Here is an 18172-nt window from a genome sequence, read left to right on the forward strand (position 1 = left end):
AGAGGCCGGCGCCCGTCACCTCGCGGCGGGATGACGGAGGTAGCGGGCCCGGGTCAGTTCGGACACCTCCTGCTCCGGCGGGCGCCGCAGCACCCGCGAGGCCAGCAGGCCGCCGGTGGCGCACCCGGCCGCCAGCGCCGCCGCCGCGGCGAGGACCGACCCCGTACGGCGGGCCCGGGGCTCGGGCCGTACGGCGCCGCCCCGCCAGGCGCGCAGCCACAGCGCCTCGGCCGCCGCGTCGAGGAGATAGGTCGGCCTGATACGGCCGGTGGGCACGCAGAGCAGGTCGGCGGTGAGAAGCGTCGCGGCGGTGGCCATACCGAGACGGCGCGCATGCCGGACGCCGTCCGGCGTGCGCGCGGCGCGGACCTGGGTCCAGCCGATCCCCACCAGCAGGCCCGCGACGGTCCGTTGCAGCCAGCGGTCGGTCTTCGGGCCGTACACCTTCTCGAAGCTCGTCAGGTGCAGGAGCGGCCACAGTCCGCCCGCGATGTTGAAGAGGCCGTGGGCGCGGGCCAGGACCACCGCGCCCCTGTCGTCCTGGGTGGTCATAGGCCCTCGATGCCCACCCTCAAAACGGACAAAACGCGGGCCGGTTCGCGGCGGAGGCCAAGGGTAGGCCGTGGAAGGAGCGGCGGCGGGAGGTCCTCATGCCAGGAAATTTCAGGGTTCGTCCACTCGGCGGCGCGACGGGATGCATCCTTATGATCATCATCTCGATCGTCGCGTCGATCCTGCTCACAATCGTCGTGAACGCCCTGCTCCGGTGAGGATTCCTCGGCTGGAGCGCGCGATGCGCTCTCATAAACCAAAAAGCGGGTTTCGGTTGGCATAATTCACGTCGTGATGGGAAAACGCGTTCCCATTCTCGCCTTGATGATTCCCGGGCGATGACAAATGAAACAAAGCGCCGATATCATCGCCGACCGTGGCTGAAAGCGATCTTTCGAGCCCGTCTCTTGTCGATGACTTGTATTTCGTCCTGCACGACAATGCGACGGGTCATCCACACCTGCATTCACGGCTCGCGGGGCTGGCACTGGCCGGCGGCGTCCTCGCCGAGCTGATGCTCGCCGAGCGGGTGACCCTGGATCTCACGTCGAACCCCGAACGCCTCCACGCGGCGGCCGGGGAGGACAGCGATGACGCCTTCACCAGGAGGGTGCTCGGCCACGTCGTCGCCGAGCCGTACCATCCGGTGAGCACGTGGCTGCTGTTCCTCGCCCGTACGGCCGAGGCCGAGGTGACCGCCAGGATGATCGCCGCGAAGCTGCTCAAACCGCCGGCCAGGCACCTGCTGAAGCAGCAGCCCCCGGCTCCGGCGGACATGAGCACGGCCGCGTGGCCGCTCGCCCGCCTGAACCTCGCCGTCCAGCGCCGCACGCCGCCGAACCCCCGGGACCGAGTCCTCCTGGGACTGCTGGACGCCGCCGGCTGTGCCCAGCGGGTGCTGTCGGAACACGATCCCCGCTTCGTGGCCGCGGTGATCGCCATGCTCCCGGCCCCCATGCAGAGACTCGTCGCCCAGACCAAGGCCGCCGTCGGCCAGGCCGTCCTCAGCCGCCGGTGACCGCTCGCCCCCCAAATCCCCTCACGGAGTTCCAGGTGTCCCTGACAGAGCAACGGCCGAGCGCCGTCTCCGCCGCACTGGCCCAGGACCGGCTCGGTGTGCCGTCCATCGTGTTCTTCGTCATCTCCGCGGCGGCGCCCCTGATGGTCGTCGCGGGTTCGGTGCCCACGGCGTACGCGGTGACGGGCGTGATCGGCGTGCCGCTCGCGTTCCTGCTGCTGGGCGGGGTCTTCTCGCTCTTCGCCGTCGGCTACGTGACCATGGCCAGGCACGTGGTGAACGCCGGCGCCTTCTACGCCTACGCGGCGCAGGGTCTCGGCCGGACGCAGGGCGTGGTGACGGCGTGGGTGGCGCTGCTCGCCTACAACGCGCTGCAACTCGGCCTGTACGGCATCATCGGGTCGGCGGCGGAGCCGCTGCTCCTGGACTGGTTCGGCGGTTCGCCCCCGTGGTGGGTCATCGCGCTGGGGGCCTGGGCGCTGACCGGCCTGCTCGGCCTGCTGCGGGTCGACATCAACGGCCGGATCCTGTCCGTCCTGCTGGTCAGCGAGATCGCCGTCGTCCTGCTGTTCGACCTGGGCGACCTGTTCGGCGGCGCGCGGAACGGCGTCAGCTTCGAGGGCTACAGCCCCGCCGCGCTGTTCGTGCCCGGCGTGGGCGCCGCGCTCGCCACCGTCGTCGCGGGCTTCGCCGGCATCGAGTCGTCGGTCGTCTTCGCCGAGGAGTCCAAGGACCGCCTCCGCACCGTGCCCGTCGCCACCTACCTGGGCATCGCGGTCATCGCCATCCTCTACTCGATCTCCGCCTGGGCCCAGACGGTGCCGACCGGCCCGGACGGGATCGTCAAGGCGGCGACCGAGCAGGGTCCCACGCTCGTCTTCGGCCAGGCGGCCGAGCACCTGGGCGGCACCGTCGCGACGGTCGGCTCGGTGCTGTTCGTGACCAGCAGCATCGCCTGCATGATCGCCTTCCACAACACCACGGCCCGTTACATCTTCGCCCTCGGCCGGGAGAACGTGCTGCCCTCGGTGTTCGGCCGCACCTCGGCCCGCACCGCCGCGCCGATCTCCGGATCGGTGCTGCAGACCGCGCTCGGCTTTATCGTGATCGCGATTTACGCCGTCTCGGGACTCGACCCCGTGACGAAGCTGTTCTTCACCTTCGGCGCCTTCGGCGGCCTCGGGCTGCTGACCCTGCTCACGGTCACCTCGATCTCGGTGATCGTGTACTTCTCCCGCGACCTCCGGGGAGAGACGGCCTGGCGGACGCGTTTCGCTCCCGCCCTGTCGATCGTGGCGCTGGTCGTGATCATCGCGCTGACGCTGGTCAACTTCGACACGGTCCTCGGGGTCGCGCCCGACTCGCCGATCCGGTGGATCCTGCCCTCCATCTACGTCGTCGCGGTGGTGTTCGGCGTCGTCTGGGCCCGGGTGATCAGGGCGACCCGGCCCGAGGTGTACGCCGGCATCGGCCTCGGCGCCCAGGCCGCGGCGGGAGGCCCCCGGTGACCGCGGCGGACGCGGCGGGTCCGGTGATCAGCCGGATGACGGACGCGGAGGCGACCGGCCACCTGATCGCGGAGACCTTCCACGTCGACGCGATCACCGCGTGGCTCGTCCCGCGCCAGGAGGACCGCCTGCCCCTCCAGCGGAGGTTCTTCACCATGTACGCCGCGCACGCGATGGAGCACGGCGACGTCTACGGCATCCACGAGGCGGGCGAACTGGCCGGGGTGGCCGTCTGGTTCACCGCGCCGTTCCCGGAGATCCCCGGCGAGCGGGCGGAGATCGACGCCTTCACCGGGGAGAACGCGGGGCGCTACCACATCCTGGGCGAGCTGCTGGAGAAGCACCATCCGCGCGAGCCGCACCACTACCTGAACTTCATCGCCCTGGAGCGGGGGAGGACCGGCCGCGGCCTCGGCACCATGCTGCTGGAGGAGCACCATCGCCGGCTCGACGCCGAGGGGGTGCCCGCCTACCTGGAGGCGAGCAGCGAGTCGAGCCGGCGGCTCTACCTCCGCCACGGCTACGTGGACATGCCGGAACTGATCCGGCTGCCCGGAGGCCCGGTCATGTATCCCATGTGGCGCGAGCCCCGGCCGCCCGCGGAATAGCCGTACGGGCGTGGCATCCCGGCCGCCGGTGACGTCCCGCGCCTCACGGCTTCCAGCCGGTGGTGCGCAGCCAGGTCTCGAACGTCGTCAGACCGGGATGCTCGGCCCGCAGGGCCTTCAGGTCGACACCGCCGGCCGGGTGCTCGTCGAAGAACTCGAACATCCGGGCCAGGTGCTCGTCGAACGCGCGCACCTGCTCGATCGGCGTCTGCTCGAAGCGGGCCGGCAGGCCGCTCACCCGGCCGAACGCGGCGGCGATCTCCGGCGGGGTCAGCTCGTCCGCGCCGATGTCGACGGTCCGGCCGACGTACCCGCCGGGACGCTCGAAGGCGAGGGCGGTGAAGACCCCGATGTCCCTGACGGAGATCAGCTGCATCGGCGTCCCGGGCCGTGCGGGAAGCCGCAGGACCAGGGTGCCGTCCTCCACGGAGGGACGACTGTAGGTGAGGAAGTTCTCCATGAAGGAGACCGGGCGCAGGATCGTCGCCGGGAGCCCGAGCGCGTGGATCTCCCGCTCGATCCGTGCCTTGCTCTCGAAGTGGGGGATGCCGGAGTCGGCGTCGGTGCCGGGGAGCGAGCTGTACACGAGGTGCCCGAGGTTGGCCTCGGCGGCCAGCCGGACCACCGTCAGCCCCCGCCGTTCCTCGGCGGCGGCGCCCTCGACGGTGATCCTCGGTCCCTGCATCATGGTCAGCGCCAGGAAGACCCCTTCGGCGTCCCGCATGGCGCGGCGCAGCGACGCCTCGTCGTCCAGGTCGCCCACCGCGAGCTCGGCCCCCGCCTGCTCCAGGGACGCCGCGGCGGGGGAGCCCGGGTCGCGCACCAGGGCGCGCACGGTCCGCCCGCGGGCGAGCAGTTCGCGGGCGGTGGCGCCGCCCTGCCGCCCGGTGGCGCCGATCACCAGTACGCGATCACTCATGACACCCGCCTCCCTGGGAGACTCGCCCTGTGAAGGATCATGGCCGTCACGATAACGAGGCGGCGTCCGGCGGTCCTGGCACTCGTGCTGCCAGTCTCGCACCCGGCCGCCGCGTGAGGGACTCGGACCGCAGGGCCGAGCTCGGCGCGTTCCTGCGTGCCCAGCGGGCCCGCCTGCGGCCCGCCGACGTCGGGCTGCCGGGAGGCGATCCGGCCCTGCGCCGCACCCCCGGACTGCGGCGCGAGGAGGTCGCCGAGCTCTCGGGCGTCGGCGTCACCTGGTACACCTACCTGGAGCAGGGGCGGGACATCTCGGCGTCGGCGCAGGTCATCGACGCGCTGGCCCGCGCGCTGCGGCTCGACCCCGACGAGCACCACCACCTGCGGGACCTCGCGGGCCTCGCCCCGCCCGACACGCCGCCTCCCGGAGGGGAGCAGGCGGCGGCAGCGGCCCGGCTCCGGCGCCTGGTCGACGCCGCCGCCCCGAACGCCGCCTCCCTCTACGACGCGTGCTTCGACTATGTGGCCTGGAACACCTCCTACACCTTGCTCCGTCTGGATCCGCTGACGTTCCCGCCGGGCCGGCGGAACCTGCTGTGGATGATGTTCACCGACGCCGCGAACCGTGCCCGCATGGTCGACTGGGAGCCCGCGGCCCGCGCCGTGATCAGCCAGTTCCGCGCCGCGATGGGACGCAGGCCCGGCGACCCGCGGCTCGCGGCGCTGGTGGAGGAGCTCAGCGAGGTCAGCCGGGAGTTCCGCGAATGGTGGGCCGACTACCCCGTGCGCCGCTTCCGGCCGGCGACGGTCGGGATCGACCATCCCGAGATAGGGCGGCTCGACCTGGAGATGTTCAAGATGCGCCCGATGGGACACCCCGATCTCGTGCTGGTGCTCCAGGTGCCGGTGGGCGAGGACGCCCGCAGACGGGTCGCCTCCCTCCTCGGCCGGGCCGGCCGGGACTAGGCCGTGCCTGACAAATGGCCTTCGAGGGCCCGGCTCGTCCTAGCTAGCGGGCGAGATGCTGGAGCCAGTCGTGCAGAAGTGCGGTCTCGACGGGGCGGAGCGGGACGGTAGCTGGATCCGCCCGGCTGAGGGTGGCATCGAGCGCGAGGGCGCGAGCGGCGAGGGTCGGGTCTGGGGCTGGGCTCGTGTCGGTGGTCAGGGCGTCGATGAGTGCTTCCCGCATGCGTGGTGAGACCTCCGGGTCGCGGTCGCTCTCGGGGATGCCGATCAGGGAGAGCGTGACGCCGGTCACCGCTGCCAGGGTGAGGTGGGCGGCAAGGACAGGCGGTACCCGTAGGCGGCCGTCGGAGGCGGCGCGGGTGAGGAATGTCATGAGGAGTTCCTGAGCCTCCCGCGCGGCGGGTGGGCGGCGGCCGAGGCGGTCGGTGCCGTACATCAGCAGGTAGAAGGCGGGGTGCTTCAGGCCGAAGTCGACGTGCATGTCCCATCCGCGGCGCATGTCGTCGACCGGGTCGCCGCTCGGCGTCAGAGTGTGCTTCTGGGCCAAGTACAGGTCGAAGGCGTGGATGGCCAGCGCCGAAAGGAGCCCGTCCTTGTCACCGAAGAGCTGGTACAAGGAGGCGGCCCGGATGCCGGCCGCCGCTGCGACGGCGCGGGTGGAGAGCGCCTGGGCGCCCTCCCGTTCCAGGAGTTCGGCTGCCACTTCCAGGATCTGTCGGCGACTGCGGGTCTTCGCATCATCCACGTTGCAATGCTACGCAATGAGGCGTATCAGTGATTCAGACAGTGATACGGAAAATAGCGTTACAGCGATACGGCGGGAGAGGTTGATGAATCGTGTGGGATACGGCGCCATGCAGCTCGCGGGCCCTGAGGTCTGGGGATTCCCGGACGACCCGGAGGCGGCGCGGCGGGTGCTGCGCCTGGCCGTGGAGTTGGGCGTGACCTTCTTCGACACCGCCAACGCCTACGGGCCGCGCACGGTGAACCAGCTGATCGGGCAGGCGCTGGGACCGATCCCCGAGGGCGTGATCGTGGGCAACAAGGTCGGCGCAGAGCGCGGCCCGGACAAGTCCTGGATCGTCGACGGCCGCCCCGAGACGGTCCGGCGGCAGGTCCACGAGGCGCTTACCGATATGGGAACGGACGCGAGCGAGCTGACCTACCTCCGACTCGTCGGCGACACCCCCGGCGCGCACCAAGACGTACCGCTGGAGGAGTCGCTCGGCGCACTCGTCGAGCTGCGAGACCAGGGACTGATCCGCCGCATCGGCCTGTCCGGCGCGTCCCCGCAGATGCTGGCCCGCGCCCAGCAGATGACCCCCATCGTGGCGGTGCAGAACCGTTTCAACCTGCTTGACCGCAGCGGCGTCCAGGTCCTCGCCGACTGCGAGACCCAGGGCATTCTCTTCATCCCCTACTTCCCGCTTGCCGCTGGGCGGCTGAGCGACCACCAGGAGCTGACCGGCCCGGCAGAGCGCCTAGGCGCCACATCGGCCCAGATCGCACTGGCCTGGCTGCTGCGCCGTTCGCCCTCCATGGTCGTCATCCCCGGCACGAGCAGTACCGACCACCTCCGGTCCAACATCGCAGCTTCCGAGCTTGCCGAACAGTTGACCGACACCGAGGTCGCGCGCCTGACCGGACTCGTCGACGAGTCGCAAGCGGCCCTCGGCCAGCCCAGGCCTCCCGCTAAGAGCCACCGCTGAACAAGGGATGGGTGTGGACGGCCGTGGAGGGACCATCGGCAGGTGGTCAACGGGGTGCTGTGGCGGCTGCGCACGGGTGCGCCGTGGCGGGATCTGCCCGAACGGTACGGCCCCTGGCAGACGGTCTACGAGCGCTTCGCCCGCTGGGAGGCGGACGGCACCTAGGCGAGCTGGCGGATTCGGAACGCTCGGCGACGCGGCAGGCCCTCGGCCGGTCCCGGGGCGGTCTGACGACCAAAGTCCACCTGGCCGTCGACGGCCGCGCCTCCCACTCGCCCTGGTCCTCACGCCGGGCAACGTCCACGACGCCACCATGTTCGAAGCGGTGACGGACGCGGTCCGCATCCCACGCGTGGGCAAGGGCCGGCCCCGTACCCGCCCGGACAGAGCCCTGGGCGACAAGGCGTACCCGTCCCGGGCCATTCGGGCGTGGTGCAGACGTCACGGCATCGCCGCCACCACCCCGGAACGTCGAGACCAGCAGGCCGATCGGCTCCGCCGGGGCTCCAAGGGAGGCCGTCCGCCCGTCTTCGACGCACAGGCGTACCGGCACCGCAACGTCATGGAGAGATGCTTCAACCGGCTCAAACAGTTCCGCGCCGTCGCAACCCGCTTCGACAAACTCGCCACCCGCTACCGGGCCGGACTCGAACTCGCCTCACTCATCCTGTGGCTCCGCCAACCAGCATCGTGATCATTGTCAGACACGGCCTAGCCGCCGCCGGTCTCCTCGGCCCGGGTGGAGACGTAGGCCCCCTGCCCCTCGATCGTGTACACGAGGCCCTCGCCGCTCAGCACGCCGACGGCACGGCGGACGTCGTCGGGGCTGAACCCGTGCTCGCGCACCAGGCGCTCCTCCGAGGGCAGGGGACGGTCCGGCTCGATCCGGCCGTGCACGATCTCCTCGCGCAGCATCGCCGCGAGCCGCCGGTACGCCGGGACCGGCTCGCCGGAATCGTCGGTGACAGCCACGTCATGGCCCTGCCCGGCGGCCGGCGGTCCAATCCTGCCGGTTCTGCCGGTTCCGGTCCTGCCGTACCGATCCCGTGCGAGACCGGCCGCGGCTCAGCGGCGGCCGGGCTCGACCAGGACCTTGAGCCCGCGCCGCGAGACGGCGGCGGTGAACGCCTCCGCCGTGGCCGTGAGCGGGAAACGCTCGGTGATCAGCGACGACACGTCGACCAGCCGGTCGGCGGCCAGCCGGATCGCCCGGGGATAGGTGAGGTTCATCCGCCGGACGAGGGCGATCGTCAGGCCCTTGCGCCGGGCGAGTGACGCGGGGAAGCAGGTGCGGTCCTCGTCGGGGATCCCGGCCAGCACCACCCGCCCGCCGGGCCGGACCGCGGTCATGGCGAGGCGTACGGCGTCGTCGTCGCCCGCCACCTCGAACGCCACCCGGACGCCGAGGCCCGCCGAGCCGTCGACCTCCCGCCACACGCCGGGCTCCGCCGCCTCCTCGGGCGACAGCACCAGGCCGGCTCCGTACCTCAGGGCGGCGGCGCGGCGGTGCGGCAGCGGGTCGACGGCGACGACGGCGCAGGCTCCGGCGAGCCGGGCGAGCCGGATCACGAGCAGGCCGATCGGCCCGCAGCCGACGACGGCGACGGGCGCGCCCAGCGGGACGTGCCCGAGGTCCACGGCGTGGATCGCGACGCCCAGGGGTTCGAGCATGGCACCGTCGCCGTCGGAGAGCGCGGCGGGCAGCGGGTGCAGCAGGTCGTCGGGCCAGGCGATCCGCTCTCGTAGGCCGCCGTCGAGCGTCCCGTGCCCGGCGAAGCGGACGTCAGGGCAGAGATTGCCGTAGCCCGTGGCGCAGACCGCGCAGCGGCCGCACGGGATCGCCGGGTCCACCGCGACCCGCGTGCCGTCCCGGGGACCGCCCTCGATCACCCCCGCGATCTCGTGTCCCACCACGAGCGGCGTGTCCAGCACCGCGTCGCCGATGCCGCCCTCGGCGTACCAGTGCAGGTCGGAGCCGCACAGGCCGACCGCGGTGACCCGCACCAGGCTCTCGCCCGGGCCCGGGACGGGCGGCGGCTCGTCGCTCAGCCGGATGTCGCCCACCTTGTGCAGCCGGGCGGCCTTCACGCTCCGCCCTCCGCGTCCCTCGACGCCATCGCCGCCCCCTGAGATCGTCTTCCCGTCGATCGTAACCCCGGTGATCGCAAGCCTGCGGCCGCGAGTTCCGTGATCGCCGGCCCGGCGGCCGCGTGGGCGGTGACACGCCCGGGGGCCGGCTCCGTCCAGCGGAGCCGGCCCCCGGCATCACCCTGTCGGTGATCGCGGGCCCGGTGGTGACACGCCCGAGGGCCGGGCCCGTCCACCGGGCCCGGCCCTCGCGACGGTCACTGCGAACGCGACTGCCCGGTCATCTGCCTGGCCTGGTCACGGGTGTCCTCGGTGACCTGCCTGGCCTGGTCGCGGGCCTCGTCGCGGGTCGTCCTGGTCGCCTCGGCCGCCGTGTCGCGCACCTGCTGGACGGCCTCCTTGGCGTCCTCGCCGACAAGCTGCGCGGTCTCCTGGACGGCCTGCTTGACCGGCTCGGCCAGCTCACCCGCCCGATCCTTGACCTGCAGGGCCGCCCGCTCCTCGGCGGCGGTCTTCGGCAGCAGGCTCGCGGCCAGCAGGCCCGCCCCGAAGGCGATCAGCCCGGCCGCGAGGGGGTTGCCCTGCGTGCCGCGCAGCGCCTGGCGCGGCGCGCTCCGCACGGTCTCCGCGGCCTGCTGGGCGCCGTGCCGTACGGTCTCGCCGGCCTCGGCCGCCGCGTGCCGCACCGTCTCGCCCGCCTCCGCGGCCTTGTCGCGGACCGTTCCCACGGTGTCGCCGGCCTGGTCGCGAACCGTGTGGGTGGCGTGTGCCGGCACCCCCATCACCTTCTCCCTCACCGATCGCGCCGTCTGGCGCAGACTGTCCGTACGACGCCGCACGATGCGCGACGGGCTCGTCCTGTCGGCGAGCCGGTCCACGTCGGCGGCGAGTTCCGCCCGAGTGGCATCGATCTCGGCCCTTATCTCCTCTGGGCTCGCGCCCATTGCACGTCCTCCTTCAGGGTCTCGATGGTCTGCTCGGGCGTGGGGTTCACCTCGCGCATGCGCTCCTTGCCCCGCGCGAACAGCACTCCGCCGATCACGGCCCACACGGCCGCGACGATGAGCGCGGCCCAGGCCAGGTCCATGACGTTGCCGAGGCCGAACACGACGGCCAGCGTGACGAGGAGCGCCACCATGTATCCGGCGAAGCCGGCGCCGCCGAGCATTCCGGCGGCCTTGCCGGCCTTGCCCGCCTCCTGGCGGATCTCGGCCTTGGCGAGCTCCACCTCCTGGCGGAACAGCTTGGACAGGTCCTCGCCGATCTCGCCGACCAGCTTGCCCAGTGAGGGCTCGGCCGGTGGGCTGGGGTAGCTCATCGCGGTTCACCCCCGGGGAGACCGCCGGGGAACCCACCGCTGTGCCCGCGGCCGTTCCCGTCGCCGTCCGCGTACCCGTCGCCGCGCCCGTTCGTGTACCCGTCCGTGCGGCCGTCCGTGCGGCCGTCGCGGAACTCGCCGCCCGGATACCGGGCGCCGGTCTCGTATCCAGTCCCGTTGCCACTGCCGGTTCCGTACGACGGGGAGGCGGCGCCGGTCCCCGGACGGCCGGTTCCCGGGCCACCGGTGCCCGTGCTCCCGGAGACCGATTCCCCGGTCAGGCCGTTTCCGGCGCCGTCGCCGTACCGGACCGGGGAGGGGGACCCGGGAGCGTATGCGGTGCCGCGCCCGTAGTCAGGGGCGGAGCCGTATGCGGTGCCGGAGCCGAACCGCCGCGCGTCGTCCGTTTCCGCCGGGTCCTCGGCCGTGGCGACGGCCTTCACCGCGCGTCCGGCGAGGAACCCCGCCACCAGGGCGCCCGCCAGGAACAGGCCGGGACGGCGCCGCGCGAAGTCCTGCACGTCGCGCACCGCGCCGGTCAGACCTTCGGTCTCCAGGTAGTCGGCCGTGCGGCGGCCCCGGTCGGTCACCTGCCTGACCACGTCGCGCATGGGGGAGTCGGGCGTGACGCCGTCGGCGGCGGACTCCAGCTGCTCGGTCCACTGCCGGATCGCGCCGGCCGCGCGCCTGCTCTGCTGCCACGCCTGCTCGTCGGTACGCCTGCGAAGCTGGTGGACCACGTGCCGCGTCTGGTCCTTGGCCTCCTGGGCGACCGTGCGCACCTGGTCCTTGGCGGTCGCGGCGACCTCGCCGGCGGCCTCCTTGGCCTGCTGCGCCGTCTGCTGAGCCGTCTCGCGGACCTGCTGCGTCGTACCCTGCTGACCGTTGCCCTGCGTCACGCCCTGCTGGGTCGTCCCCCGCAATGCCGTCTCCCGGGCCGTCTCCTCCTGCCGGAGCGTGCCCTGCGGCTGCCCGCTTCCCCCCGCGTATGTTCGCGTCTCGGGATGGAAGTCGCTCACGAAAGCCTCCTTGGGTCGAATTCGTCCCTGAGCCGCGAGCTACCCTCGATATTGGAACGGACGCCCATAAAGCGGGAAAAAGTAAAAAATTCGTCTTGACAGGATCAAGGGGGGCAAACGGCCATGCCGTCGAACCCGGCCGGTGCTCTCCGGTCCCGTCGGCGGGGCAGGATGGGATCATGTCCGAGCCCTTCCTCCCCGGCGCGATCAAGCTGCCCGACGGCACCCCGATCCGCGGACGCGGTCTGCGGTACCCCGCTCCCGAGGGCGTCCCGCCCGAGCGCGGCCTCTATCTGGGCGGCGCCCGGCTGAGGCGCCGGCACGACTCCGGCCTCACCTGGGCGCACGAGTGGATCGACTGGCCCGACTTCCTGCTGCCCCGCGACGGGGAGAGCGCGGCCGGCCTCATCCGGGCGCTGCACGGGCACGCCCGCGCCGGCCAGGCGGTGGAGGTGGCCTGCGGCGGAGGCGTCGGGCGCACGGGCACCGTAATCGCGTGCCTGGCGATCCTGTCGGGCCTGCCGGCGCACGAGGCCGTGGCCTGGACCCGGGCCAACTATCACCGGCGCGCCGTCGAGACGCCCTGGCAGCGCCGCTGGGTGCTCCGCTTCCCCGCGCTCTGACGACCGGGCCGCGGGCGCCGCCGCGGAACCGGGCCGCCCGGGTGGAGACCGGCGTGAAGCGGACGGTGTCACACCGCACCGGCCCCCGGTGCCGTCATTGACGTGCGTGAGAGCGGGAGGGCGGTGACGGGCGACTATGACCCATATGGTTGGGTTCGTCTGTGTTTGTCGACGTGCTGGGGCTGGCCGCCGTGGGTCTGGTGGCCGGAGTGGTCAGCACGGTGGTGAGCCTGGCCTCGATCGTGTCGTATCCCGCCCTGCTGGCCTTCGGGCTGCCGCCCCTGGCCGCGAACGTCACCAACACGGTCGCGTTGCTGTTCACCGGCGTGGGCGCGGCGGCCGGTTCGCGGCCGGAACTGGCGGGCCAGCGCTCGGTCGTCGGCCGTCTCGGGCTCTTCGCCGCCCTGGGCGGCGCGGCCGGCGCGGGCCTGCTGCTGGTCACGCCCGCGCGGATGTTCGAGATGGTCGCTCCATGGCTGGTCGGCGGCGCCTCGCTGCTGTTGCTGCTGCGCCCGCCCCGCGCGGGACAGGTGAGCCTCGGCGGGGAGAGCGGCCTGGCGCTGCGTGCCGCCGTGTTCTGCGTCGCGGTCTACACCGGCTACTTCGGCGCCGCCGGAGGGATCATCATGTTCGCGGTGCTCGCGGCGGCGCTCGACCGATCCCCGGCAGGGGTGAACGCGGTGAAGAACCTCGTGGGCGCGCTCGCCAACGCCGTCGCGGCCGTCTGGTTCGCGCTGTTCGGCCCGGTCGACTGGGCCGCGGTCGGGCCGCTCGCCGCGGGGTTCCTCCTCGGCGGCTGGCTGGGCCCCGCCATCGCCCGCCGCCTGCCCGGCGACTCGCTGCGCCTCGCCGCCGCGATCTGCGGTCTCGCGGTCGCGGTCAAGCTCGGCGCCGACGCCTACCGGAGCGGCTGAGCGGCGACCGCCTCGGCGTGCCGGGCGCGCAGCCGCGTCCGGATCTCCTCCGGCGTGTAGGCGCGCCGACGGCGCTCCGCACGGGCGATCACCACGCCGGTCGCCGCGACGCCCGCGAACGCCGCCAGGCCGAGTATCTTCCACCACCGCATGTGCCTAGGCTACTGCCGTGGCTCGTACGCGGATAAGCCTCGACAAGGCGCTCGAACTGGTCCGTACCGGTGACGTGTGGGTGTTCCGGGGGCGCAGCGCGCCCGACCGGGCCATCCAGGTCACGACCAACAGCCCGGTGAACCACGTGGGCATGGCGGTGGTCATCGAGGACCTGCCGCCGCTGATGTGGCACGCGGAGCTCGGCCGGTCGCTGCCCGACATGTGGTCGGGCACCCACCAGCGCGGCGTGCAGCTGCACGACATGCGTGACGCGGTGTGCGTCTGGGCGGCGAGGTACGGCCAGCGCGCCTGGCTGCGCCAGCTGGAGCCGCCGGTGGGCAGGGAGATGGAGGACGCGGTCCTGCGGACGATCGCCCGGCTGGACGGCACGCCGTTCCCGTCCACCGCCCGCCTGGCGGGGCGCTGGCTGCGCGGGCGCCTGCCCGCGCTCCGCCCTGTCTCCCTCCCCGGGCTCCGCCGGGGGAAACGCGACGCGGAGGGACGCACGGCGCGGGACAGGACGCTGGAGACGGCCTACTGCGCGGAGGTCGTCGCCGTGACGTACGAGGAGATGGGCCTGCTGCCGGGTGGCCGCCGGCCCAACTGGTACGACCCCGGCAGGTTCTGGAGCGGCGACAACCTGGTCCTCGACGACGGCCGGCGGCTGGGCGGCGAGATCGCGGTCGACGTCCCCGGCGGCGAGGTCCGGCCGCTCCGATAACGCGCCGGCCAATATTTCTCCCGGCCGTCAACCTCCCGGCGTCAAGGCGCGTCAGGTGTAGGCACCGTTCGTCCAGACCCGGAGGAAAGGTCCCATGCCTGCTCCTGATATGAGACGCGAAGGTCTCGCCGACGCCAGCGACGAGGAGAGCCGGGCGCGCAGCGCGCTCGACGCGATCCGGCGGCAGGGCCCGGAGGCGGTGCAGGAGGAGACGCTGCGCATGAAGTCGGAGCTGCTCCGGCTGTGCGGCTGGGAGGGCTACCAGCGGGTCATCGCGAAGATGGAGAGCGACCTGGCCAGGCTGCGCGAGTCGCGCTGAGCGTGCCGGGCCGCGCCCGTCCCCGGCCGACTCCGCTCAGCCGGGGAACACGCCGGTCAGGTGCCGGTCGAGCCAGTCCGTCACCCGCCTGACGAACGTGACCCGGTTGGCCCGCCGCCGGATCTCGTGCCCTTCGTCCTCGAACAGCAGGACCTCGCAGGGCACTCCCGCGGCCCTGGCCGCGCGGACGACCTGCTCGGCCTCGTACACCGGGACGTTGGTGTCGCGCGCGCCGTGCACCACCAGCAGGGGAGTGGCCAGCCGGTCGAAGGCGTGCAGGGGCGACAGGGCGTGCAGCAGGTCGCGGTCGGCCTCCGGATGGCCGTACTCGCTCACCGCCGCCGCCGCGATCCACGGCTCCGTGCGCTCGTAGAAGGTGGCGAAGTCGGCCATTCCGCAGACGTCCACCCCGGCGCGGAACAGGCCCGGATACGTGACGAGCGCGGCCAGCGTGAGGTAGCCGCCGTACGACCAGCCCAGGCAGGCCAGCCGGGCGGCGTCGGCGAGACCGGCCCGCACCAGGAAGGCGGCGCAGTCGGCCACGTCGTCGATCGCGCGGAAGCGCAGCGCGTGGTCGTCCGCCTCGCGGAAGGCCCGGCCGAAGCCGGCCGACCCGCGCACGTTCGGGGCGAGCACGCCGATCCCGGCGGCCAGCAGGCTCTGGTACAGCGGGTTGAACGTGGGCCGCTCCTGGTCCTCCGGCCCGCCGTGCAGGAACACGGCGTACGGCGCCGGGCCCACGGCCGCGGGCGGCCGGTAGAGCCAGCCGCTGAGCTCCAGCCCGTCGCGGGCCGGAAGCCGCACGAGCTCGGCGTCCACCGCCCCGGCGATCCGGCCCGCCCCGGCGACCCGGCGGTAGCGGCCCGTCTCCAGGTCGCACAGCACGACGTGCGGCGGCTGGGCCGGTCCCTCCACCGTGAGCACGGCGGCCCGGTCGTCCAGGGAGACCCTGATCGAGGTGACCACCTCGCCCGGGGGAGGGGGGAGGGGACGCCGCGCCGGGCTCCCGGCCCCGCCGGCCCGCTCCGGCGTCTCCAGCGGCTCCGGCGCCCCGGGCGCGTCCAGCACCTCCAGCTCGGAGCGGCCGGCGGCGTTCCACACCAGCACCACGCGCCGGCCGTCGGCGGTCAGCGCGAACATGTCCAGTTCGGCGTCCGGGCGTTCGGCGAGCACGACCGGGCGGCCGTCACCGGCGACGGCCAGCAGCGCGGCGCGGTCCCGCCCCGCGTCCGACAGCAGGTAGGCCGTCTCGCCGCCGGGGGACAGGACGCCGTAGCCGGTGGAGCCGGGCAGGTCCGCCAGCAGCGGCCGCTCGCCTCCCGGGCCGGTGGCCTCCGGCGACAGCTCCCTGACGTACATCCGCCGGACCCCGCGCGGCCCCCGCCGCAGCAGCACCCGGGCGTGGTCGCGGCTGACCGCCTCCGGGTGCAGCAGGGGCCCGCGGGCCACCGTCTCCCGGCCTCCGGTCGCCGCGTCGACCAGCAGCGCCTCGGCCGTTCCGGACGCCGCGACCTCGGCGGCCAGCAGCAGGTCGCCGCGGCCGGTCCAGTGGACGAACCACGCCGACCCGCCCTCCGGCGCGGCCAGCGGGCGCAGGTCGCCGCCGTCCGGCCGGACGGTCCAGACCTGCGTGTGCTCGCCGCCGCCCGGCGTGAGCAGGACGGCCAGCCGTTCCCCGGACGGCGACCAGCTCACCTCCGCGACCGGCTCCGGTCCCGTGGCGACCGGCCGCGCCCGCCCGCCCCGCCGCAGCGGCCTGACCCAGACCCGCGGCACGCCGTCCCGGTCGCTGACGTACGCGACCGCGCCGCGGTCGGGGGCGAGCGCCGGCGCCCGGCAGCTCCAGGCGCCGAGCGCCGCATCCCCGGCGGATTTCGCGGCGGACTTCACGGCGGGCATCCCGACGGACTCCCCGGGGGGCGGAGTCCGCACACCGAGGGCTTCCGCCGCCATCACACTCCCTGCGCCTGCAACCACATCTCCAGAAGCCCGAGCTGCCACAGCATGTTGACCCCCGTCGTGGTGCGGCTGGTCTCCCTGTTCTCCAGCAGCCCCTCGACGTACGCCTTGTCGAACAGGCCCCGATCCCGGGCGGCGGGCGCGGTGAGCGCGTCGCGCACCAGGTCGAGGAACGGCCCGTCGATGTGCCGGATGGCGGGCACCGGGAAGTAGCCCTTGGGCCGGTCGACCACCTCGCGCGGCAGAAGCGCGCGGGAGGCCTCCTTGAGGATCCCCTTGCCGCCCCCGACGAGCTTCAGCTCCGGCGGGCACGCCGCGGCCAGCTCGACCAGTTCGTGGTCGAGGAACGGGGTGCGCCCCTCCAGCCCGTGGGCCATGGTCATGTTGTCCACCCGCTTGACCGGGTCGTCGGGCAGCATCAGCCGCGTCTCCAGGCGCAGCACCGCGTCCAGCGCGGTCTCCGCGCCCGGACGGCCGAGGTGGCGGCGGATGACCTCCCCGCTCACGTCCTCGTCGACGAGGTGCTCGGGAGCCACGATCCCCGCCAGGTCCTCGTGCGGGTGGTCGAAGAACTCCCTGGCGTACGTCGCGAACGCCTCCTCACGGGGCACGGCGGCGAGCGGCGGGAACCAGCGGTATCCGGCGAACACCTCGTCGGCGCCCTGCCCGGACTGCACGACCCTGACGTGCCTGGCCACCTCCTGCGACAGCAGGTGGAAGGCGACGCAGTCGTGGCTGACCATCGGCTCGCTCATCGCCCGCACCGCGTCCGGCAGGCCCGACAGCAGCCGGGAGTCCTCGATGAGGATGCGGTGGTGGTCGGTGCCGAAATGGTCGGCGACCAGGTCGGAGTAGCGGAACTCGTCCCCCGAGTCGCCCCCCGCCGCGTGGAACCCGATGCTGAACGTCGACAGGTCCCGCTGGCCCTCCTCGGCGAGCATCGCGACGATGACGCTGGAGTCGAGGCCGCCCGACAGCAGCACGCCGACGGGCACGTCCGCGACCATCCGCCGCCGTACGGCCGCCCGCAACCGGTCGTGCACGGCGTCGCGCCAGTCGGCGGCGTCCATCGCCTCGTGCTCCGGCAGCCGGGTGAACGGCGGGTCCCAGTAGACGGTGTCGCGGGAGGAGCCGTCCGCCTCGACCGTGCGGACGGTGGCCGGGGGCAGCTTCCGCACGCCCGCGAGGATCGTGCGCTCGCCCGGCACCAGCGAGTGGAAGGTCATGTAGTGGTGCAGCGCGACCGGGTCGATGTCCGTGTCGACCTCGCCCCCGGCCAGCAGCGCGGGCAGGGTCGAGGCGAAGCGCAGCCGGTCGCCGTTCCCCGACACGTACAACGGCTTGATGCCCAGGCGGTCGCGGGCGAGCGTCAGCCGCCCGGTCTCCTGCTCGAACACGGCGAAGGCGAACATCCCGGCGAACCGGCGCACGCAGTCGGCTCCCCACCGGTGGAACGCCTTGACCAGCACCTCCGTGTCGGAGGTGGAGAAGAAGCGGTAGCCGTCGCCCCGCAGCTCCTCACGCAGCTCACGGTAGTTGTACAGGCAGCCGTTGAAGACCGCCGTCAGCCCGAGGGCGGGGTCGGCCATCGGCTGCGCGGCCTTGTCCGAAAGGTCGATGATCTTCAGGCGCCGATGGCCGAGGGCGACCGGCCCCCACTCCCACAGCCCCGAGCCGTCCGGGCCGCGCTCGTGCATGGCGTCGGTCATCCTGCCCACCACGCCGATGTCCGCCGGCCGCCCGTCGAAGCGGATCTCACCGCTCAGTCCGCACACGCTC

Annotated in this window: 21 protein-coding genes and 1 pseudogene; 11 read left to right on the forward strand and 11 right to left on the reverse strand. The window is 73.1% G+C overall.

Annotation, left to right across the window (positions count from 1 at the left end; all coding sequences use genetic code 11):
• Window positions 1-15 precede the first annotated feature (15 nt).
• Window positions 16-552: a hypothetical protein gene (locus HHX37_RS35905; RefSeq protein WP_220503165.1), complete on the reverse strand. Its 537-nt coding sequence runs from the start codon at window positions 550-552 to the stop codon at window positions 16-18.
• A gap of 418 nt (window positions 553-970) precedes the next feature.
• Between HHX37_RS35905 and HHX37_RS26470 the strand changes: the two genes are divergently transcribed.
• Genes HHX37_RS26470 through HHX37_RS26480 form a run of 3 tightly spaced genes read left to right on the forward strand, consistent with a single transcriptional unit; the run spans window position 971 to window position 3686 of the window.
• Window positions 971-1570, forward strand: a complete 600-nt coding sequence (locus tag HHX37_RS26470) for a GOLPH3/VPS74 family protein (protein WP_182887181.1) — start codon at window positions 971-973, stop codon at window positions 1568-1570.
• A gap of 35 nt (window positions 1571-1605) precedes the next feature.
• A complete protein-coding gene (locus tag HHX37_RS26475; RefSeq protein WP_182881130.1) occupies window positions 1606-3078 on the forward strand; it encodes an APC family permease in 1473 nt (490 codons plus the stop codon).
• Entirely contained in the window at window positions 3075-3686 is a 612-nt protein-coding gene (locus tag HHX37_RS26480) for a GNAT family N-acetyltransferase (RefSeq protein WP_182887182.1), read from the forward strand. The genes HHX37_RS26475 and HHX37_RS26480 overlap by 4 nt, the downstream gene beginning before the upstream one ends.
• Window positions 3687-3729: 43 nt before the next feature.
• Here the strand turns inward: HHX37_RS26480 and HHX37_RS26485 are convergent, their stop codons facing one another.
• A complete protein-coding gene (locus tag HHX37_RS26485; protein WP_182887183.1) occupies window positions 3730-4605 on the reverse strand; it encodes an NmrA/HSCARG family protein in 876 nt (291 codons plus the stop codon).
• A 113-nt stretch (window positions 4606-4718) separates the two neighbouring features.
• On the opposite strand from HHX37_RS26485, the gene HHX37_RS26490 reads away from it, so the two are divergent.
• A complete protein-coding gene (locus HHX37_RS26490) occupies window positions 4719-5570 on the forward strand; it encodes a helix-turn-helix transcriptional regulator (protein ID WP_182881127.1) in 852 nt (283 codons plus the stop codon).
• 43 nt (window positions 5571-5613) lie between these two features.
• Here the strand turns inward: HHX37_RS26490 and HHX37_RS26495 are convergent, their stop codons facing one another.
• Window positions 5614-6315 (reverse strand): TetR/AcrR family transcriptional regulator, encoded by a 702-nt coding sequence (locus HHX37_RS26495; protein ID WP_182887184.1) that lies wholly within the window; start codon window positions 6313-6315, stop codon window positions 5614-5616.
• 16 nt (window positions 6316-6331) lie between these two features.
• On the opposite strand from HHX37_RS26495, the gene HHX37_RS26500 reads away from it, so the two are divergent.
• From HHX37_RS26500 to HHX37_RS37190, 3 genes and pseudogenes are all read left to right on the forward strand, one after another.
• A complete protein-coding gene (locus HHX37_RS26500; RefSeq protein ID WP_259406788.1) occupies window positions 6332-7279 on the forward strand; it encodes an aldo/keto reductase in 948 nt (315 codons plus the stop codon).
• Between the two features lie 15 nt (window positions 7280-7294).
• Window positions 7295-7441, forward strand: a pseudogene (locus HHX37_RS38295) (transposase); the annotation flags it as partial.
• Window positions 7371-7973 (forward strand): transposase, encoded by a 603-nt coding sequence (locus HHX37_RS37190; RefSeq protein ID WP_396776906.1) that lies wholly within the window; start codon window positions 7371-7373, stop codon window positions 7971-7973. The pseudogene HHX37_RS38295 and the gene HHX37_RS37190, both read left to right, overlap by 71 nt.
• A 17-nt stretch (window positions 7974-7990) precedes the next feature.
• On the opposite strand, the gene HHX37_RS26510 is transcribed toward HHX37_RS37190, so the two are convergent.
• From HHX37_RS26510 to HHX37_RS26530, 5 genes are all read right to left on the reverse strand, one after another.
• Window positions 7991-8251: a winged helix-turn-helix domain-containing protein gene (locus HHX37_RS26510; protein ID WP_111701292.1), complete on the reverse strand. Its 261-nt coding sequence runs from the start codon at window positions 8249-8251 to the stop codon at window positions 7991-7993.
• A 93-nt stretch (window positions 8252-8344) separates the two neighbouring features.
• Entirely contained in the window at window positions 8345-9367 is a 1023-nt protein-coding gene (locus tag HHX37_RS26515; protein ID WP_182887186.1) for an alcohol dehydrogenase catalytic domain-containing protein, read from the reverse strand.
• A gap of 257 nt (window positions 9368-9624) precedes the next feature.
• Entirely contained in the window at window positions 9625-10311 is a 687-nt protein-coding gene (locus HHX37_RS26520) for a DUF3618 domain-containing protein (RefSeq protein WP_111701290.1), read from the reverse strand.
• Window positions 10287-10685 (reverse strand): phage holin family protein, encoded by a 399-nt coding sequence (locus tag HHX37_RS26525; RefSeq protein ID WP_111701289.1) that lies wholly within the window; start codon window positions 10683-10685, stop codon window positions 10287-10289. The genes HHX37_RS26520 and HHX37_RS26525 overlap by 25 nt, the downstream gene beginning before the upstream one ends.
• Window positions 10682-11704, reverse strand: coding sequence for a hypothetical protein (locus tag HHX37_RS26530; RefSeq protein ID WP_182887187.1), 1023 nt, complete (start codon window positions 11702-11704; stop codon window positions 10682-10684). Before HHX37_RS26530 ends, HHX37_RS26525 begins: the two co-directional genes overlap by 4 nt.
• Before the next feature lie 179 nt (window positions 11705-11883).
• Here HHX37_RS26530 and HHX37_RS26535 point away from each other — a divergent pair, with 179 nt between their 5' ends.
• Complete coding sequence (locus HHX37_RS26535) at window positions 11884-12327, forward strand: protein-tyrosine phosphatase family protein (RefSeq protein ID WP_182887188.1); 444 nt, start codon at window positions 11884-11886, stop codon at window positions 12325-12327.
• Between the two features lie 161 nt (window positions 12328-12488).
• Window positions 12489-13241 carry a sulfite exporter TauE/SafE family protein gene (locus tag HHX37_RS26540; RefSeq protein ID WP_244301892.1) on the forward strand — a complete coding sequence of 251 codons (753 nt, stop codon included), beginning with the start codon at window positions 12489-12491 and terminating at the stop codon, window positions 13239-13241.
• On the opposite strand, the gene HHX37_RS26545 is transcribed toward HHX37_RS26540, so the two are convergent.
• Window positions 13226-13393: a hypothetical protein gene (locus tag HHX37_RS26545; protein WP_165900726.1), complete on the reverse strand. Its 168-nt coding sequence runs from the start codon at window positions 13391-13393 to the stop codon at window positions 13226-13228. The genes HHX37_RS26540 and HHX37_RS26545 overlap by 16 nt on opposite strands.
• Before the next feature lie 17 nt (window positions 13394-13410).
• Here HHX37_RS26545 and HHX37_RS26550 point away from each other — a divergent pair, with 17 nt between their 5' ends.
• Both HHX37_RS26550 and HHX37_RS26555 read left to right on the forward strand, forming a co-directional pair.
• Window positions 13411-14115, forward strand: coding sequence for a hypothetical protein (locus tag HHX37_RS26550; RefSeq protein ID WP_138460818.1), 705 nt, complete (start codon window positions 13411-13413; stop codon window positions 14113-14115).
• 109 nt (window positions 14116-14224) lie between these two features.
• A complete protein-coding gene (locus HHX37_RS26555; RefSeq protein WP_111701285.1) occupies window positions 14225-14434 on the forward strand; it encodes a hypothetical protein in 210 nt (69 codons plus the stop codon).
• A gap of 36 nt (window positions 14435-14470) precedes the next feature.
• Here HHX37_RS26555 and HHX37_RS37950 read toward each other — a convergent pair whose 3' ends face one another.
• Entirely contained in the window at window positions 14471-16333 is a 1863-nt protein-coding gene (locus HHX37_RS37950; protein WP_182887189.1) for a prolyl oligopeptidase family serine peptidase, read from the reverse strand.
• Between the two features lie 53 nt (window positions 16334-16386).
• The gene (locus tag HHX37_RS26565) at window positions 16387-18168 is read right to left on the reverse strand and encodes an N-acetylglutaminylglutamine amidotransferase (RefSeq protein WP_182887190.1); all 1782 of its coding nucleotides are present in this window, start codon (window positions 18166-18168) and stop codon (window positions 16387-16389) included.
• Between the last annotated feature and the right edge of the window lie 4 nt (window positions 18169-18172).

It is taken from the genome of Microbispora sp. H10885 (assembly GCF_014161415.1).
GTDB lineage: Bacteria > Actinomycetota > Actinomycetes > Streptosporangiales > Streptosporangiaceae > Microbispora > Microbispora triticiradicis.

Bases quoted from the DNA above. Each gene is read 5' to 3' on its own strand.
- HHX37_RS26520 (WP_111701290.1), bottom strand. From the start codon at position 10,311: ATGGGCGCGAGCCCAGAGGAGATAAGGGCCGAGATCGATGCCACTCGG.
- HHX37_RS26485 (WP_182887183.1), bottom strand. From the start codon at position 4,605: ATGAGTGATCGCGTACTGGTGATCGGCGCCACCGGGCGGCAGGGCGGC.
- HHX37_RS26500 (WP_259406788.1), top strand. From the start codon at position 6,332: ATGAGGCGTATCAGTGATTCAGACAGTGATACGGAAAATAGCGTTACA.
- HHX37_RS26545 (WP_165900726.1), bottom strand. From the start codon at position 13,393: ATGCGGTGGTGGAAGATACTCGGCCTGGCGGCGTTCGCGGGCGTCGCG.
- HHX37_RS26555 (WP_111701285.1), top strand. From the start codon at position 14,225: ATGAGACGCGAAGGTCTCGCCGACGCCAGCGACGAGGAGAGCCGGGCG.
- HHX37_RS26535 (WP_182887188.1), top strand. From the start codon at position 11,884: ATGTCCGAGCCCTTCCTCCCCGGCGCGATCAAGCTGCCCGACGGCACC.
- HHX37_RS26525 (WP_111701289.1), bottom strand. From the start codon at position 10,685: ATGAGCTACCCCAGCCCACCGGCCGAGCCCTCACTGGGCAAGCTGGTC.
- HHX37_RS35905 (WP_220503165.1), bottom strand. From the start codon at position 552: ATGACCACCCAGGACGACAGGGGCGCGGTGGTCCTGGCCCGCGCCCAC.
- HHX37_RS37950 (WP_182887189.1), bottom strand. From the start codon at position 16,333: ATGCCCGCCGTGAAGTCCGCCGCGAAATCCGCCGGGGATGCGGCGCTC.